At 27.9% G+C, this 18483-nt stretch carries 17 protein-coding genes; 3 read left to right on the top strand and 14 right to left on the bottom strand.

From position 1 onward, the window contains the following. Positions 1–114: 114 nt before the first annotated feature. Together CHF27_RS10475 and CHF27_RS10480 are read right to left on the bottom strand one after the other, a co-directional pair. Positions 115–780 (bottom strand): RluA family pseudouridine synthase, encoded by a 666-nt coding sequence (locus CHF27_RS10475; protein WP_095406730.1) that lies wholly within the window; start codon positions 778–780, stop codon positions 115–117. Further along, positions 780–1652 (bottom strand): class I SAM-dependent methyltransferase, encoded by an 873-nt coding sequence (locus CHF27_RS10480; protein ID WP_095406731.1) that lies wholly within the window; start codon positions 1650–1652, stop codon positions 780–782. The genes CHF27_RS10475 and CHF27_RS10480 overlap by 1 nt, the downstream gene beginning before the upstream one ends. A gap of 302 nt (positions 1653–1954) precedes the next feature. On the opposite strand from CHF27_RS10480, the gene CHF27_RS10485 reads away from it, so the two are divergent. Continuing rightward, positions 1955–2698 carry an RsiV family protein gene (locus CHF27_RS10485; RefSeq protein ID WP_095406732.1) on the top strand — a complete coding sequence of 248 codons (744 nt, stop codon included), beginning with the start codon at positions 1955–1957 and terminating at the stop codon, positions 2696–2698. 104 nt (positions 2699–2802) lie between these two features. On the opposite strand, the gene pyrF is transcribed toward CHF27_RS10485, so the two are convergent. Then, positions 2803–3522, bottom strand: a complete 720-nt coding sequence (pyrF, locus tag CHF27_RS10490; protein ID WP_095406733.1) for an orotidine-5'-phosphate decarboxylase — start codon at positions 3520–3522, stop codon at positions 2803–2805. A gap of 299 nt (positions 3523–3821) precedes the next feature. Then, positions 3822–4643: a nitroreductase family protein gene (locus tag CHF27_RS10495; RefSeq protein WP_095406734.1), complete on the bottom strand. Its 822-nt coding sequence runs from the start codon at positions 4641–4643 to the stop codon at positions 3822–3824. 295 nt (positions 4644–4938) lie between these two features. Between CHF27_RS10495 and CHF27_RS10500 the strand changes: the two genes are divergently transcribed. Next, positions 4939–6168, top strand: coding sequence for an aminopeptidase (locus tag CHF27_RS10500; protein WP_095406735.1), 1230 nt, complete (start codon positions 4939–4941; stop codon positions 6166–6168). 171 nt (positions 6169–6339) lie between these two features. Here CHF27_RS10500 and CHF27_RS10505 read toward each other — a convergent pair whose 3' ends face one another. From CHF27_RS10505 to CHF27_RS10520, 4 genes are all read right to left on the bottom strand, one after another. Further along, positions 6340–7296: a carbohydrate kinase family protein gene (locus CHF27_RS10505; protein ID WP_095406736.1), complete on the bottom strand. Its 957-nt coding sequence runs from the start codon at positions 7294–7296 to the stop codon at positions 6340–6342. 125 nt (positions 7297–7421) lie between these two features. After that, the gene (locus tag CHF27_RS10510) at positions 7422–9818 is read right to left on the bottom strand and encodes a homocysteine S-methyltransferase family protein (protein WP_095406737.1); all 2397 of its coding nucleotides are present in this window, start codon (positions 9816–9818) and stop codon (positions 7422–7424) included. After that, positions 9790–10518 (bottom strand): vitamin B12 dependent-methionine synthase activation domain-containing protein, encoded by a 729-nt coding sequence (locus CHF27_RS10515; RefSeq protein ID WP_095406738.1) that lies wholly within the window; start codon positions 10516–10518, stop codon positions 9790–9792. Before CHF27_RS10515 ends, CHF27_RS10510 begins: the two co-directional genes overlap by 29 nt. 3 nt (positions 10519–10521) lie before the next feature. Further along, on the bottom strand, positions 10522–10977 hold the full coding sequence (locus CHF27_RS10520) for an S-ribosylhomocysteine lyase (protein ID WP_095406739.1): 456 nt from the start codon (positions 10975–10977) through the stop codon (positions 10522–10524). A 266-nt stretch (positions 10978–11243) separates the two neighbouring features. On the opposite strand from CHF27_RS10520, the gene CHF27_RS10525 reads away from it, so the two are divergent. Further along, on the top strand, positions 11244–11963 hold the full coding sequence (locus tag CHF27_RS10525; RefSeq protein WP_199533662.1) for a tRNA 2-thiocytidine biosynthesis TtcA family protein: 720 nt from the start codon (positions 11244–11246) through the stop codon (positions 11961–11963). A 78-nt stretch (positions 11964–12041) separates the two neighbouring features. On the opposite strand, the gene CHF27_RS10530 is transcribed toward CHF27_RS10525, so the two are convergent. The 6 genes from CHF27_RS10530 to argF form a co-directional block, all read right to left on the bottom strand. Next, complete coding sequence (locus tag CHF27_RS10530; protein WP_243445000.1) at positions 12042–12875, bottom strand: metallophosphoesterase; 834 nt, start codon at positions 12873–12875, stop codon at positions 12042–12044. Positions 12876–12893: 18 nt separating this feature from the next. After that, positions 12894–13832, bottom strand: a complete 939-nt coding sequence (locus CHF27_RS10535; protein WP_095406741.1) for an NAD-dependent epimerase/dehydratase family protein — start codon at positions 13830–13832, stop codon at positions 12894–12896. Positions 13833–14041: 209 nt separating this feature from the next. Further along, the gene (locus CHF27_RS10540) at positions 14042–14437 is read right to left on the bottom strand and encodes a hypothetical protein (RefSeq protein WP_095406742.1); all 396 of its coding nucleotides are present in this window, start codon (positions 14435–14437) and stop codon (positions 14042–14044) included. A gap of 106 nt (positions 14438–14543) precedes the next feature. Next, complete coding sequence (locus CHF27_RS10545) at positions 14544–16109, bottom strand: YfcC family protein (RefSeq protein ID WP_243445001.1); 1566 nt, start codon at positions 16107–16109, stop codon at positions 14544–14546. A 260-nt stretch (positions 16110–16369) separates the two neighbouring features. After that, on the bottom strand, positions 16370–17305 hold the full coding sequence (gene arcC / locus CHF27_RS10550; RefSeq protein WP_095406743.1) for a carbamate kinase: 936 nt from the start codon (positions 17303–17305) through the stop codon (positions 16370–16372). Positions 17306–17500: 195 nt separating this feature from the next. Continuing rightward, positions 17501–18483, bottom strand: a 983-nt coding sequence (gene argF / locus CHF27_RS10555; RefSeq protein WP_115976165.1) for an ornithine carbamoyltransferase, incomplete at its 5' end; no start/stop codon positions are given.

The following is an 18483-nucleotide window of genomic DNA, read 5'->3' on the forward strand; positions in this document are numbered from 1 at the left end:
AATTTAGATCAGTGTTACAAAAATGCTATCAAAATATAATCCTATAGTAAAAAAAGAGGCATCTCAAAATAAAATTTTGAGACAGCCCCTTTTTCATTTAACTAAATTATATTTTTAAAATATATCCCATGGATATTCATTTGGAGGTTCACAAACAAATTCCATTTTTTCTTTTGTTGTAGGATGATTAATTTCTATCTTATATGACCACAAACATATTTGTTGACCAACTTTATTTATATCTTGAGCATATCTTTGATCTCCAACCAAAGGATGTTTTCTACTTGCAAACTGAACCCTTATTTGATGCGGTCTACCTGTTTTTAAATCTATTTGAACAAGACTAAACCCTTGTTTTGAGTCTAAAGTCTTATAACTTAACTCTGCATCTTTTGCATCTTTATGAGCTTTATTTACTACACTAACCATGTTAGTTTTTTTATTTTTATAAAGATAATCTTTTAAAGTATCTTCACCTTTTTTCATATTTCCATGAATAACAGCTCTATATGTTTTCTTAAAAGTCTTATTTCTTACTTGTTCTGATAATCTAGATGCTGCTTTTGATGTTTTTGCAAATACCATAACTCCACCAACAGGTCTATCTAATCTATGTAATAATCCAATAAATACATTTCCTGGTTTATTATACTTTTCTTTTACATAGCTCTTCAAAAGATTAACCATATCTTTGTCATTTGTATCATCACCTTGTGATAATATGTTAACTGGCTTCTCTACAACTAATAAATGGTTATCTTCATATATAACCTTTATCATTATTTGCTCTCCCATCTTCCAAATATACCACAAGGAAGTACTTTACCATCTCTAGAAGCTGGTATTCCTAACTCTCCTCCATATATCTTTCCACCTTTTACTTTCTTTCCTATAGTAGTATCTAATACATTTTCTAATACTATAGAAGAAAATCCTGTTGTGTAAGAATTTATTAAGAAAAATAACGGATCATCCGATAATACGCCCATACATAAATTAACAAAATCAAATAATTTATCTTCTATTTGCCAAACTTCTCCCTTTGGACCTCTTCCATAAGAAGGTGGATCCATTATTATTGCATCATATTTATTTCCTCTTCTTATTTCTCTTTCAACAAATTTAACTACATCATCTACTATAAATCTTACTTTTCTATCTTGAAGTCCTGATAGTTCTATATTTTCCTTAGCCCAAGTTACCATACCTTTAGATGCATCTACGTGACAAACTTCTGCTCCTGCCGATGCACATGCTACAGTAGCTCCACCTGTATATGCAAAAAGATTTAGTACTTTTATAGGTCTATTAGCTTTTTTAATTTTTTCCATTGACCAATCCCAGTTAGCTGCTTGTTCTGGGAATAATCCAGTATGCTTAAATCCAGTTGGTTTTATATGGAACTTTAAATTTTTATAATCAATAGTCCATTGCTCTGGATATCTTTTTTTATGTTCCCACTGTCCTCCACCTTTGTTACTTCTATGATAATGTCCGTGAGGATTTTTCCATAAAGCCCACTCAGATGCCATTGGCCATATAACCTGAGGGTCTGGTCTTCTAAGAACATACTCTCCCCAACGCTCTAATTTTTCTCCGTTACCCATATCTATAAGTTCATATTCTTTCCAATTATCTGCTAATAATAACATTTACTACCTCCTGATAAAATTACTGTTAATCTTATGTATTATATCATATAATCGTTTATATTTTCGGTATTTTACACACTTTATATTCTTTAGTTTTGTTACTTATTCACATTAATATAAAATACATATTATATTTTCTTTAAACTATAAACAAACATATTTGATATTAAGATTCTATTTTAAATTAATGAAAATATAATATTAATATTATTATTAATATTTTTTACTATAAATAGTTAATTATATTTCTTTAATTATCATATTATATTATAACTGATTTTAAAATAAGGGAGGTGTTAATAATGGAAAATGCTCAAAGTGTTACTAATTGTATCTACAATATTTTGTACACACAATTTAATGAAGATTTTGGTAGAGATAATTTTTTCTCTTACAACCTTATGTATCCTACTTTTTACAACTTTAAAAATGGATATTTTTTCGTTGATTTAAATATACTTAACAATTTAAACTCTACTATCAATTCTGATGTTTATACTTTTAAAACTGGCCTACTTGAGGAAGAGCAAGAATATAATAATTCAGCTGTTCAAAATGCCCTTCCTAAAAGAAATTATAAGGTTTTATCGAATTATGCAGTTACATTTAATAAAAACCATATTATTAGCATTATTTTAAGCCTTATGGGATTTGCAGGTGATTATGGACCTAAATATAATTATTTATATAATTATAATATCGATTTACTTTCAGGAAATAAAATCACTTTAAAGGATGTATTTATTGAAAAGATAGACTATATTAAAGTTGTTTCTGATTATATTAACTATAAAATAAGTCAGAATAAAGATATGTATTATAAAAATACGATAGTTGAAATATCTGAAGACCAAGCTTTTTATATTACAGATGATGGAATAATAGTATATTTTGATGTAGATGAAATAGCTCCCGAAGAATTTGGAATTCCTAAATTCAAAATAGCATTTAATAAATTTGCACCTTATATAAATCCTCGTTTTTCTTGCTTGGCACAAAATGTTATCCGTAAATACCACAAAAAATCTCATTCTAGAAAATACTAATTTTTTTAATTAACTTAGCTAATACCGAAATATAATACCTAAATTAAAATTCAGTTATATTTCAGTATTAGCTATTTTTTAATACATTTAAATTTTATATAATATTATAAAACACTTTCTATTTCTTTAACTATATTAATTGCAGATTGTTTTGGATTTATAGCTTGAGTTATCGGTCTTCCTATAACTAAATACTGTGCTCCTTTATTAATTGCTTCACTAGGAGTGACTACTCTCTTTTGATCACCTACTTCTGATGTAGTAGGTCTTATCCCTGGGCATACGGTTACAAAATCGTCTCCACAAACTTGTATTATTTTATCAACTTCTTGTGCTGAGCAAACTATTCCATCTATTCCTGATTCTTTAGCTAGCTTTGCTCTTTTTATAGCAAGTTCTTCTGTTGTCATATCACAGCCTATATCTTTTAAATCTTGATTACTCAATGACGTTAATACTGTAACTCCTACTATTAAAGGTTTTTCTATATTTAATTTTTCTGCTTCTTCCTTTGCTACTAAAGCACATTGTCTCATTCCTTCTAAATCAGATACATGTATTGTCATTAACCATACATTATCCCTTACAGCTGATCTTACAGCACTTTTCATAGTGTTAGGTATGTCATGAAATTTAAGATCTAAAAATATTTTTTTTCCCTTTTCTTTTAAATAATCGATAGTTTTTCCTCTAGTTGATACATACTGCTCTAAACCAACCTTAAATATATCTACACTATCATCTAATTCATCTATCAATTCCTTAGCTTTATCAAATTCATTAGTATCAATTGCAACGATTAATCTTTCTTTACCTTTTACCATTTTAATCTCTCCTTTTTAATAAAGCCTTATATAACTTGAAATCCTTATTAGTCTCGCTGGACTATTTTAAAAGACTTTATAATTTTATTTTTTATAATTTTATTAAAAAACCTCTAGCTAAAATAGCTAGAGGTTATAAATGCAATTTAATCCATCATTATATATAACCTTTTTAGCCTCTCTGGACTATTTTTAAGGAATTTATCTTTTTTAAGTTTTTAGGTATTAGCATTCACTTTATATCCTCTCTGAGATACGTTAAAGCTTATCTTTTATACAATTAAAACATTAATTATCATTTATGTCAACTGTGTATATTCATTGTCAACATCAACTATACTTATAAAGTATTCTTTACTCATCTTATTCTTATGTTTTTTCTTAGCATATTTCACTTTTATATCAAACTTTTTACATGCTATATCAAAGTGTTTTAGAGCTATACCCATACTTATTTTACTCATATTTTCAATAGCTTTTTTTTGTTTTTCTTCATATATATTAATAATATTTTCTTCACCATAAAACATCCACGGTTGGCAATTTTTTATTGATGGAGCAACTCTAACTGCATTTAGTATTTTAATCCACTTTCTATCTAAATTTTTAGAAATATGTTTTACACGTTCTCTATCTGGTTCTCCATTTAAAGGTCTAAATAATGACTCTGACTTTTCTGGGTATCCAAACGCAATTATAGCCACTGGATATTCTAGCTTTTTTTCATAATCTTCATCATCACTTTCAATTTCCTCTAATTCTACAAATTCTAAGATATCCTCCCTTTTTAGATTACATTCTAGCCAACATGTAGCTAATCCTAATGTAGTTAATTTTAAAACAACATTTTCTATAGCAAACCCTATATTTTGTAGATAATCATTTCCCTTATTAGATGTAACTACTATATAATGAGGTGCCTTTACTTTACATCCTTTTCCCATTAAAAAATGTATTAAATGTCCTCTATCTATAACATGTGCTTTTATATTTAAATCTTTATTTAGATAAGTTATATTGCTACATATATCTTTGACTGATTCCATTAAAGGTATTTTTATTTGCTTATTAGAGTAATTTCTTATAGATTTTCTATAAAAAATAGCATCATATAACTCCATCCACTGCCTCCTAACTGAAAATTTTTATCCAAACTCTCTTATTTTTAAGATATCTTATATTTCTATATATATTTCATCTATTCATAAAATTGCATATTCCATTATTATATTATAAGTTTTTTTAAGTATTTTTGTATAGTTTTTAAAAGAAAAAGATTTATTTTTTGTATTTTGCATTTTTTGTAAATTATATTATAAATCAAGTATGATTATTATAATTCTAATGTAAAATATAACTAATGCTATAATAATTATAGTATTTGCTTATTTCTATATAATTTAGGAGGATAAAATTATGGATTTTAATAAAAATTTAGACAAATATGCTGAATTAGCAGTTAAAGTTGGTGTAAATATACAATCTGGTCAAATATTACTAGTTAGATCTCCTATTGAATGTGCTTCATTCGTTAGAAGTGTCTTAAAACATGCTTACCAAAATGGTGCAAAAAACGTACATATTGAATGGTCAGATGAGGAAAGTACTTTAATAAAATATTTAAATGCTCCAGAAGAAACATTTAATGATTTCCCTAAATGGATTGCTGATCAATATGTAGACATCGCTAAAGAAGGAGGAGCATTTTTAACAATATATGCACAAAATCCAGATTTGTTAAAAAATGTAGATCCTCAAAGAGTTGCTAATTACCAAAAAGCTTCTGGTATAGCTCTTAAAGAATGGAGATCTTATACTTTATCAGATAAATGTAAATGGAGCATTGTATCTGTACCAACTGAAGCTTGGGCTAAAAAAGTATTTCCAAATGAAAACCCCGAAAATGCAGTTGAAAAATTATGGGATGCTATATTTAAATGCTCAAGAGTAGAAAATCAAAATCCTGTAGAAGCATGGAAACAACATAATAAAGATTTAAAATCAAGAATGGATTTCTTAAATAAAAATAACTTTAAATCTTTAAGATATAAATCATCTATAACTGATTTAACAGTTGAATTACCAGAAGGTCATATTTGGTTAAGTGGTTCTTCTCAAGATCCAAATGGAGTTGAATTTAATGCTAATATTCCAACTGAAGAAGTTTATACTATGCCACATAAATTTAAAGTAAATGGATTTGTTCATAGTACTAAACCTCTTGTATACGGAGGAAATGTTATAGACAACTTTACTCTAACTTTTAAAGATGGTAAAGTAATTGATTGTAAAGCTGAAAAAGGTTATGAAACTTTAGAAAAACTAATTTCTACAGATGAAGGATCTCATTATTTAGGTGAAGTTGCACTAGTTCCATTTAAATCACCTATTTCTGATACTAATATCGTGTTTTTTAATACTTTATATGACGAAAATGCATCTTGCCATTTCGCACTTGGCGCTGCATACCGAACTTGTATGAAGGATGGTGAAAACTTAAAATCTGAAGATCTTGATAACTACGGAATAAATGATAGTCTAACTCATGTTGATTTCATGATTGGATCTAGTGACTTAGATATAATCGGACAAACTTATGATGGAAATCAAATTCAAATATTTAAATCAGGGAACTGGGCTTTCTAATTTTAAACTAAAACAAAAAAAGGATGTTAGAAATGAAAAATTCTAACATCCTTTTTTATTGTTGACGACAAAAATTTTTATATTAATTAATCTTAACTTAAAAAGATTAATTTCTAACTTTAATTATACTACATTTATTATTATATATAAATTATTTAATTTAATAAATTTTTATTTATTAAATTCTGTATGAGTCCAATTTATATGATCTACATATTCTTGAACTAAAGTATGGCACATATCTGGATGTATCGTTTCCTCAGTTGATATAGTTATAGTTGACATAGCTATCGCAAACTTTAAAGTATCTACTAGATTTACATTATTCATATATCCATATGCAATCCCTGCTACAAAAGAATCTCCTGCTCCTGTAACATTAATCACTTTTACATTGTTTGCTTTTATTTTACCTTCTTCTACACCATTATTATAATATATACCATCTTCATCCAATGTTATAAATACATTTTCTATTCCTTGATTAATGAAATATTTACCTGCTTCTCTTAAATCATTCTCATTCTTTATTTCAAATCCACACATTATCTCAGCCTCATATCTATTTGGCTTTATCGTATTAAAATATTTTATTAAATGTTTCACGTGTTTCGCCTTAGCTGCTGAAACTGGATCTAATATAAATTTTGTTTCATCTTTAAATTCTTTTAAGATGTATTCCACTATGTCAGGTCTATCCGCATCTAAAATCATATATTCTGATTTTTTTATTATGTCTTTCTTCTGATCTATAAAGTCTGTTGTAAATTTATCAATTATTTTCATATCTACAACAGCAGACACCATTTCACCTTTTTCATTTAAAATGGCCATGTAAGTCGGTGTGTTCCCACCTTTTACTATTAATGAGTTGCTCATATCATATTTCATTACTTTTGAATGCTCTAACATTCTCTTACCAGTCTCATCATCACCTAGTATTGATATAAACTTTGTGTTGACTCCTACTCTTGCCATACTTTCTGCTATATTTCTACAGACTCCTCCAAAAGAAGTTTTAACCTTTCCAGGATTAGAGTCGTTACATCTATAATTTGTATCGGTAAATCCACAGATATCAAAAACTGATACTCCGAAAACTAATGCATAATGCTGTCCATATTCCATAATTATTCGTTTCCCTCCCTAAGAATCACCTTCCTATTTTATCATATTTTTGTGAGTTTTTTCTACAAGTTTTGCGTTTAAATGTAATGTATATTTATTTTTATCAAAAAATAGAGTATATTCCCCTATTTTTTGACATTAAAATTTAATTTTGCTATTTCAACTGCTGATCTTGCATCTTTTGAATAATAATCGGCTCCTACCCTTTTTGCATATTCTTCTGTTAGAACTGCTCCTCCTACAAATACTTTTGCATCTATATTATTATCTCGTAAAGCTTCTATAGTTTCCTTCATACTTTTAACTGTTGTTGTCATAAGCGCACTTAATCCTACTAACTTAACTTTTCTACTTTTAGCTTGATTTACGACTTCTTCTATAGGCACATCTTTTCCTAAGTCAATTACTTCATATCCATAGTTTTCTAACATTATTTTGACTATATTTTTTCCTATATCATGAATATCACCTTTTACAGTAGCAACTATTATTTTTCCTTTATAAACATTATTACTCTTATTAATTAATTTTTCTTTTATTACATTTAAAGATACCTTTACAGTTTCTGCTGATTGTATTAACTGAGGCAAAAATATATCTCCTCTATCATATTTTTTACCAACTTCATCTAAAGCAGGAATTAAAATTTTATCTAATATATCATTTTCATTTTTCTTTTCTAATAATTTTTTAGTTAAGTATTTAGCTTCTTCTTTTAATCCTCTTTCTACTATCTGTTGTAATGACTGTTCTTTTTTATTCTTATTATCTAGCAATACACTTTTAATATTCTCCGATTTATTATATTTTTCTATATAATTTGTACAGCCTTTATCTATATTATTTAAAACCTTAAATGAATTTATAGCTTCCATCATAATATCTTCATTAGGATTTATTATTGGTAAATCTAAACCAGCACCTAATGCTAACATTAAAAATGAGCTATTAAGTCCATTTCTATTTGGAAGACCAAAAGATATATTCGATATGCCTAGAATAGTTTTAACTCCTAATTTTTCTTTTACCATCTTGATTGCTTTAAGAGTTTCACTTGCTTCTTCTTGCTGAGCTGAAACAGTTAAAGATAAACAATCTATAAATATGTCCTTTTTAGCTATTCCGTAAGAATTTGCTCTATCTACTATTTTTTTAGCTATATTAAACCTACCTTCAGCTGTTTTTGGGATTCCCTCTTCATCTAACGTTAATCCTACAACACATGCCCCATATTTTTTTGCTATTGGTAAAACACTTTCTAACAATTCCTCTTTACCATTGACTGAGTTAACTATAGACCTTCCATTATAATATCTTAATCCCTGTTCTAATGCATCTATATTTGATGAGTCTATCTGTAATGGAGTATCAATTACTGACTGTATTTCTTTTAATAATTTTGGCATCATTATTTTTTCATCAATATCAGGTAAACCTACATTAATATTTAAAATTTCAGCTCCACCGTTTATTTGCTCTAGCGCTAAATTTATCACATAATCTAAGTTTCCATTTTTAAGAGAGTGTTGTAATAATTTTCGTCCTGTTGGATTTAATCTTTCTCCTACAACTCTTGGTTGATTTATATTTACAAATTTTGATGGTGAACAAACTATACAAGATTTATTTTTTTTAATTTTCATCTTTTTTAATTCACTTTTATGATTATTAATTTCTTTTATAAATTCTGGATTTGTTCCACAACAACCCCCTACTATAGATGCTCCTAAATCTATAAATTGCCTTACTCCTTCATAAAATTCTTTTGCTCCTAAATTATATACAGCTTGACCATCGATTATATCCGGTAGTCCTGCATTAGCTTGTACTATAACTGGTTTTGTAGCTACTTCAGTTATTTTTTTTACTATAGGTAATAATAAATTTGGACCTAATGAACAATTTACACCTATTGCATCTACACCTAGACCCTCTATAGTAGCTACCATACACTCTGGCATACATCCAGTGAAGCTTCTACCATTTTCATCAAATGTCATTGTACAAAATACAGGAAGGTTTGAATTTTCTTTAGCTGCTAAAACAGCTGCTTTAGCTTCGTATAAATCCATCATAGTTTCTATAATTATAATATCTGCTCCTGATTTAACCCCCTGAATAACTTGTCTTTTAAAAATTTCATATGCTCTATCAAAGCTTAACGTTCCCATAGGTTCTAACATTTCACCTATTGGTCCAATGTCTAATGCTACATATCTTGGAATTGATTGATCTACCATTTTAATTGCAGATTTAGCAACACAAATTGCATTGTCTATAATCTCTTCAACTTCATATCCTATTTTATCTAACTTAAGTTCATTTGCCCCAAATGTATTTGTTGTTAAAACATTTGAACCTGCTTGTAAATATTCTTTATGTATATCTTTAAGTTTTTCAGGATTTTCAAGTCCAAATACTTCTGGATTTTCTCCTAATTTAAGTCCCTTCTTCTGAAGCATTGTTCCCATAGCTCCGTCAAACAATAATATGTTATTCCTTATGTATTCCCTTATATCCACATCCCTCAACCTCTTTTCTATATTTACATGTAGTATTATTTTTACAGTTTTTACATGATTTTGTATTATGTATAGTAACCGAATCTGATATTCCAATTATAGCTATTACCGATTTTCTTGGTATCATTATTCCATTTTGTGTAATTGTAAGTCCTATCTCTTTACTTGAATCCAAAAGATTTATAATATCTATATTTTTAAATATTGATAAATCTCCATATCCAGGACTATACCTTTGAGTTATATATTTTCCATCTTTTAATAATTTTATTTTTATTTCACTTTGTATTAAATCACATATTTCTTCTATTGCAGTAGTTGCACATGCATCAATTATAATACCCTTAGTTAAATTTTGATAAGAATATTTTCTTATTTCTCGTTCTATTTCTATCCCTAATGTAGCTGCCATTACTATACATTTATTGCAGTTTTTTAATAAATCGTATAAATCTCGACTTTCTAAATTTATATTTGTTCCTTCTAATTTAATTATTTCACTTCTTTTAGAATTTTCTGATTTATGTTTTAAAGAATAAACCCTCAATATATATCGAGGGTTTATTCTTTGTTTAGTAAAATCTCTACATTCATTTATAATTTCAATCAACTCTTTGCTTATCTCTTGTCCCTTATATTCTAAATACCTTAATACTTCATCTTGATTTATATCAATTAAGCTTAAAAAATCCTTCTTCATATATTATTCTCCATATATATTAAGTGAAAATCCCTTTTTCAAAGCATTCTTAACATATTCTTTGGCTCCAAATAAAGATAAATCTTTATAATTTCCACATTCTATTTCTGTAGCCGCTGGCATCTCAGTTGAATTAAGTACCATTTCTAATGCTTTTTCTAATCCTTCTTTTACTGTTTTAGCATCAACATCTCCCCACAATATTAAATAAAATCCAGTTCTACATCCCATAGGTGATAAATCAATTATATTGTCTAATGTTTCCCTTAAATATGTTGCTAACAAATGTTCTAATCCATGTATAGCAGCTGTACCAAATGCCTCTACATTTGGTTGTAAAAATCTTAAATCAAACTTATTAACCTTATCGCCATTAAGTCCATCTAATATACAACACTTTCTTATATATGGTGCTTTAACCTTTGTATGATCTAATTTAAAACTCTCTACTTTTTGCATAATCCTATCCCCTTATTGATTAATTTTTTCTTTTCTAATATTATACTTCAAAAAATTATATATTTCTCTATATTATACATAAAAATGTCTTAAATATTTATTTATAGACAAAGCCAATGATTAATTTTTTGAGTATATAGTGCTTTAATATATTAATTGTTTCATATAAAATTTATTGTAATTGTTTAGTACTGTTAAGTTTGTTATAATGTTTTAGCTGTCTGTAAAAAACGGTTAGCTTAAATATAATTTATGGGGGAATATATATGCAAAAACTTCTTAGTAAAGCTCGTCAAGCTATAAAAGATTTTGATATGATACAAGAAAATGATAAAATAGCTGTTGGCCTTTCTGGTGGAAAAGATAGTTTAACTTTACTTCATATATTAAAGAGATATCAATCATTTTCTCCTGAAAAATTTGAATTAATTGCTATTACTTTGAATCCTGGAGGAGTAGATAACTCTATATTACACAATTTATGTAAGAAATTAGAAATTCCTTTTTACGAAATACAAACAAATATTAAAGAAATAGTATTTGATATAAGAAAAGAAAAAAATCCGTGTTCATTATGTGCAAATTTAAGACGTGGTGCCTTAAATGATAACGCAAATAAATTAGGCTGTAACAAAGTAGCACTTGGGCATCATAAGGACGATGCTATAGAAACATTTTTAATGTCTATGTTTTATGAAGGTAGGGTTAACTGTTTTTCTCCAAAAACTATTATGGATAAGCAGGATTTAACTATTATAAGACCTCTGATTTACATAGACGAGTATATGATAAAAAAAGTCACAAAAGAATTTAATTATCCAGTTGTTCAAAATCCTTGTCCAGCAAATGAAAACACAAAAAGGCAAGAAATAAAAGAACTTATCTCTAAACTTAATAAAGAAATACCTGGAACTAAAAAGAATTTATTTGGTGCTTTAAATAACTCAGAAAAATTATTTATATGGGATAAAGAAAAAATAAAATAAATTACTTAGATATAAAAAAGCTGTCTTAAAATATACTTTCATTATTTTTAGACAGCTCATTTTTTCTATATTTTATATTTAATTTATTGATATTTCAAATTCAACTATTTCTGGAATATTAAATAATCGAAATGGTAATTTAGTACTACCTAATCCTGAACTAACATACAGTTCATTACCTTTTATATTATAAAATCCCTTTGTATATTCTCTTCCATATGGAGGAGTTGCTAGTGCTCCTTTAAATGGTATTCTAATTTGTCCACCATGAGTATGACCAGATAGTGCTAAGTCAACAGAATTCATCTTTATTTTATCAACCAAATCTGGTTCATGTAATAATAATAAATTAAATTCATTTACTACTTTACTATCTTTATTTTCTAAAATTTTAAAATTAGGATTTCCTGATAAAATTTCGTCTAATCCTATAATATTTATAACTTTTTTATTATCTAAATATATTTTTTCTTCATCATTTACCAATAATTTAAATCCAGATTTTTTCATTATTTCTTCGTAATCTTTTTTTCTATTGTTTCTATAATCATGATTTCCAAATATGGAGAATTTAGCTAAATTAGCGTCTATTCTTTTTAAATTGCTTGATATTTCTTTTAAATCTGCTTTTTTTGTTGATGAATCTATTAAATCTCCAGTAAAAACAACTATATCTGCATTTAATGAATTCACCTTATCTACCATATCACTCAATTTCTTCATTCCATAAAAAGAACCTATTTGAGTATCAGTTATCTGAACTAATTTTAATGTTTTATTACTTTGATTATTCTTAATATTCTCTATAGAATATTTTCTCACAACTAATAAACTCGGCTCTATTAATGCTGAGTATATTGTGATAAAAATAGTTACAAATAATATAAATTTTATTAAATTCTTTTTTGTCAAAACTTTCTCCTTGTAAATTTAGCTTATTTTAATTATGTCTTCTACTTTATCCATCCTCTTATCTGATAATTTCGGCTTATGTCCACTATACCATTTATATGTCTTTTTTATACCTTCTTTCAACAGAATATTTGGTATATATAAACCATGTTCTATAAGTTTATCTATATCTAAATTATAATCTATATTTTTAAATGGAAAATATGATCTTTCTTCATATTCAGCTTTATTTATATTTACTAATTTTATTATAGGGGATTTACCTACTACTTCTCCACAGGTTTGTATAAGTTCATTCCATGAAATTAATTGTGGGTTTGTGACATTATAAGCTTCTCTTACATGATTTTTATTTATTAAACTTTCTAAAACTTTTACAAAATCGTCTATATATATAAATTGAGTGGATACATTTTTACCTGTTGGTACTGGTATTGGCTTTTCTTGTTCTATTCTATCAAAAAAATAAAATTCTCTATAAAGATTATTATTTTCTCCATAAATGTATGTAGGTCTGATTATTACATATGGCAAAGAACTGTTTATAAGAAAATCTTCTGCTTCTTTTTTTCTTAAACCATATCTTCCCCAATTTTGATTCTCTCCTTTTTCATAGTACTCCTTAGCTCCATGGCTACTATCTTTATATACTGCTCCGGATGATAAAACTATATACTTCTTGAGGTATTTTACATCTACAAAATCTATTAAATTCTTTATATCTTCTTTTGACTGCGCTGTCATATCAAATATATATTCATAATTCTTATTTGTAAAAACGTTTTTCATATCATGTCTTAATTTCCTGTCACAATGTAAATGATCTTTTAGTCCTTTATATTTTATAGCTACATTAATATTTGTAAGTATATCTACGCTATACCCACATTTAATTAAATATTTAGCTAATGCAGAACCTATAAAATCATTTCCGCCCATAACTAAAACAGATTTCATTTTATATTTCCCTCCTAAAAAAATAAACTCCTATAATATCCTAGCATACAAATATATGTACTTCATTAATTAGTTTTATTAATTTATATTATAATTAACTCCCTAACATTTATCCACTAATTTATATTATTAATATCAAATTAATAGTACATAAAAATAATAGGCCTCAATGATAAGTTTATATTTTACTAATCAGGACCCATTATTTTTTATTTAGCTATAATATTGTTTATTTTTTTCTGTATTAAATAAAGTGCAAGAGGTATATACATATACGTTAAGTATCCCTTTATGTTAAATAACACTAATATTAATAAACTCGAAGATATAATTGCTGCAATTACTGAAAATTTATCACTTCTTTTGAAAACTTTCATTAATATTCCATTCATAATCCCAAATATAATTATCATCAAAGAGAACATAAGGAATATCATAAAGTTTTGCATGCTTGCTGGAACTTTAGGTATAGATGAATATCCTATTATAAATACATAGGTTAAAGCTCCGAATAAAATATACATTTTGCCCATTGTCTTTTGCTTAAATAACAGTAACATTGTAAATCCAAAATATAAACAACTTAAAAAACTTACTAAACTCAAATTACTACATCTCCTAAACTTTTAAATTTATATTTTTATAGAAACAAAAACCATAAAGCTTACATAAAAAGCCTTATGGTTTTGTGATTGGATTATATATTTTAAATTATAGACCTAAAAGCATAGGTACAACTGATAATACTACTACTATTCCTATGAATATCATAATCATTAGTTTTGTTGCAAACTTAACCCAACTTGCGTAATCTACTTTAGCTATTGCTAGACCACCCATAACAACTCCTGATGTTGGAGTTATTAAGTTTACTATACCTGAACCTGCACAGAAAGCTGAAACTACTACCTCTGGAGATATACCTAGCTTTTGAGCTAAAGGTGCAAATATTGGCATAGATACTGATGCAAGACCAGAAGTTGATGGTATTAAGAATGATAATGCTATATATATTACATAAGCCATATTTGCAAATAATAAACCAGCAACACCATTTAATACACCAGATGCTTTATCTAATATAAATAAATCTAATCCTGTATTTGCCATCATGAAAGATACTCCTCTTGATATACCGATTACAAGAGCAACACCAACCATGTCAGCACATCCAGCTATAAATGAATCTACTACATCTTGTTCTGGCATTTTATAGAATATACCTATAACAACTGACATTAAGAAGAACCATACTGTTAATTCTGGGAACCACCAAGAACCTAAAGGAGCTCCATTTAACCAAGTTGTAGTTTCTTCAAATATAGTTACACCAAAGTTTGTCCATGGTATAACACCTAATATCATTACTATGAATGAAATTGCGAATAAACCTAAAACTAATTTTCTTTTACCATCTAATTCTATAACTTCTTCGTTATTTTTTCCGAATGCTTCATTAGCAGCATCTAATTCATGTTTAGATAATAATGTAGCCGCTTTATTAGCTTGTACTTTTTTAGCATATCTTAAAACATATACTATAGATATTCCTAATGTTACTGCCCAAAGTACTGCACCTATTATTATAGTAGTACCTTGATTTATTTCTACCCCTACTGCTCCAGCAGCTGAAACTGCAGCTCCTATTGCAAATGGGTTAACTGTTGAACCTAATGTTCCTGTACCTGCTCCAAGTAAAATTGTTGCAACAGCTACTATTGGATCAAATCCTGCTGCCATCATTGTAGCAGTTATTAATGCGTAGAATGCTAATGATTCTTCAGCCATTCCGTAAGAAGTTCCTCCTAATGAGAACACAAACATTAAAACTGGTATTAGCATTATTTCTTTACCTTTTAATTTCTTAACTAATGCTCCAACTCCTGCATCTAATGCTCCTGTCTTTGTAACAACTCCTAGGAAACCACCTATTATTAATACGAATAATGCAACGTCTATTGCACCCTTAAGTTCTCCTTGATTCCAAACACTTATACTTTTTCCTTCAGCATTGTTTATTGTTTCTAAAGCTGCATTTATTCCACCTTTTTCCATAGATGCAGTTATTTGATCATTTAACACTGGGTCTTTAACTCCAACCATACCTGTTACTGGAGCCATAACTAAATCAGATAATTCCGCTTTCTTTATTCCTGGCACAACTTGAGTTATTAATGCAATAACTATCATTATTGTTAATAATACAGTATATGCAGATGGAAATTTAAATTTCTTTTTAGTCTTCTCATTTGGCATAACAATTGTCTCGCTTTCCATGATAGTTTTTCCCCCCCATATTGATTTTTTTTAAATTGAAATTTACCTCTAAATTTAACACTTAGAAATTTTTCACTATTTATTATCAAATATATAGCTTAGATTATTTTATCATTTTATTCAATTTATATATATACAATATTATAACTTATTTTATTATTACTGAGATTTTTTATAAAATATGAATTGAATTATCTGGAAAATGCTATTCAAAACAGGATAGCATTTTCCATTTAACTATATATTGACTATCTTTTTAATTATTTTTTTATTATTGTTCCAGTTTCTCCACGTAAAGCTTCTTTAGCTTTTTCTAATGAAGTTATTAATGCTTGTCCATTAGTTCCAGCTTCTACGAAATCTAAACAAGCTTCTACTTTAGGTAACATTGAACCTTTTGCAAAATGTTCTTCAGCTATATATTGTTTAACTTTTGCTAAATCCATACAAGCTATTTCTTCTTGATTTGGTTTATTGAAGTTTATACAAACTCTATCAACAGCAGTTAATATAACTAACATTTCTGCATCAAGATCTTTAGCTAATTTAGCACTTGATTTGTCTTTATCTATAACAGCAGCTACACCAGTTAATGAACCATCTTCATTTTCTACTACTGGTATACCACCACCACCAACAGTTATAACTATAGTTCCGTTATCAACTAATTGTTTAACAGTTTCTAATTCAACTATTTCTTGTGGCTCTGGAGAAGCAACAACTCTTCTGTATCCTCTTCCAGCATCTTCTACAAATGTAAATCCTTTTTCAGCAGCTATTTTATCAGCTTCTTCTTTAGTGTAGAACATTCCTACTGGTTTAGTTAAGTTTTTGAAAGCATCATCATCTTTATCTACTACAACTTGAGTAACTACAGCTGCAACATTTTTATTTATGTTACGAGATTTTAACTCAGTTCTTATAGATTGTTGTAAATGATATCCTATATATCCTTGGCTCATTGCTCCGCATTCAGCGAATGGCATAAATGGAGTATTTGCTCCGTTATTTGATGCAAAGTCCATAGCTAAGTTTATCATTCCTACTTGTGGCCCATTTCCATGACCAACTATTACGTTGTATCCTTCTTCAACAAGATCTACTATTGTTTTTGCTGTATGTTTAACTAATTGTAATTGTTCTTCAGCATTATTTCCTAATGCATTTCCCCCTAGTGCTATAACTAATTTTTTCATATTTCCACCTCTATCAAATATTTTATAATAAATAAACCCCTGCCTACATTTTTAAAACGAGACAGAGGTTTTGAATCTTCTTATACTTTAACTTTTACAAATATAACCACTCATCTCAATATTAAACTTCAATAACCTTATTGTGAATTATCTACCCATATTAAAAATGGTAGTTTATTTGATTTTTGCTACTTCTTAAAGACCTATAGTAGCAGCCATTATAGCTTTTATTGAATGCATTCTGTTTTCAGCTTCATCAAATACAACTGATTGCTTAGATTCGAATACTTCATCAGTAACTTCCATTTCAGTTATACCGAATTTTTCATGCATTTCAGCACCAGTCTTAGTTTTTAAGTCATGGAATGCTGGTAAGCAGTGCATGAATATAGCTTCTGGATGAGCATTATCCATAACAGCTTTATTTACTTGGAATGGTTTTAATTGTTTTATTCTAGCTTCCCAAACTTCTGCTGGTTCACCCATAGATACCCAAACGTCAGTGTATATAACATCTGCATTTTTAGTTCCTGCCATAACATCTTCAGTTAATGTTATAGTACATCCGTTTTCTTTCGCTATTTCTTTACAAGTAGCTACTAAATCTTCAGCTGGGAATAATTCTTTTGGAGCACAAGCTGTGAAGTTTAATCCCATTTTAGCACAAGCAACCATTAAAGAGTTACCCATGTTGTTTCTAGCATCTCCCATGTAAACAAAGTTTACACCTTTTAATCTTCCTAATTTTTCTTCTATAGTTAATAAGTCAGCTATCATTTGAGTTGGATGGAATTCATCTGTTAATCCGTTCCATACTGGTACTCCTGCATGAGCTGCTAATTCTTCAACTGTTTCTTGAGAGAATCCTCTGTATTCTATACCATCATACATTCTTCCTAAAACTCTAGCTGTATCTGCTATAGATTCTTTTTTACCCATTTGAGATCCTGTAGGTCCTAGGTAAGTAACACCCATTCCTAAATCCATTGCTCCAACTTCGAAAGAACATCTAGTTCTTGTAGAGTCTTTTTCAAATAATATAACAACGTTTTTACCGTCTAAATTTTTATGAGACACACCAGCTCTTTTTAAGTTTTTTAGGTCTCTTGATAAATCTAAGAAATATCTTATTTCTGCTGATGAAAAATCTAATAATTTTAAAAATGAACGTCCTCTTA

It is taken from the genome of Romboutsia maritimum (genome assembly GCF_002251085.2).
Taxonomy (GTDB): Bacteria; Bacillota; Clostridia; order Peptostreptococcales; family Peptostreptococcaceae; genus Romboutsia_B; species Romboutsia_B maritimum.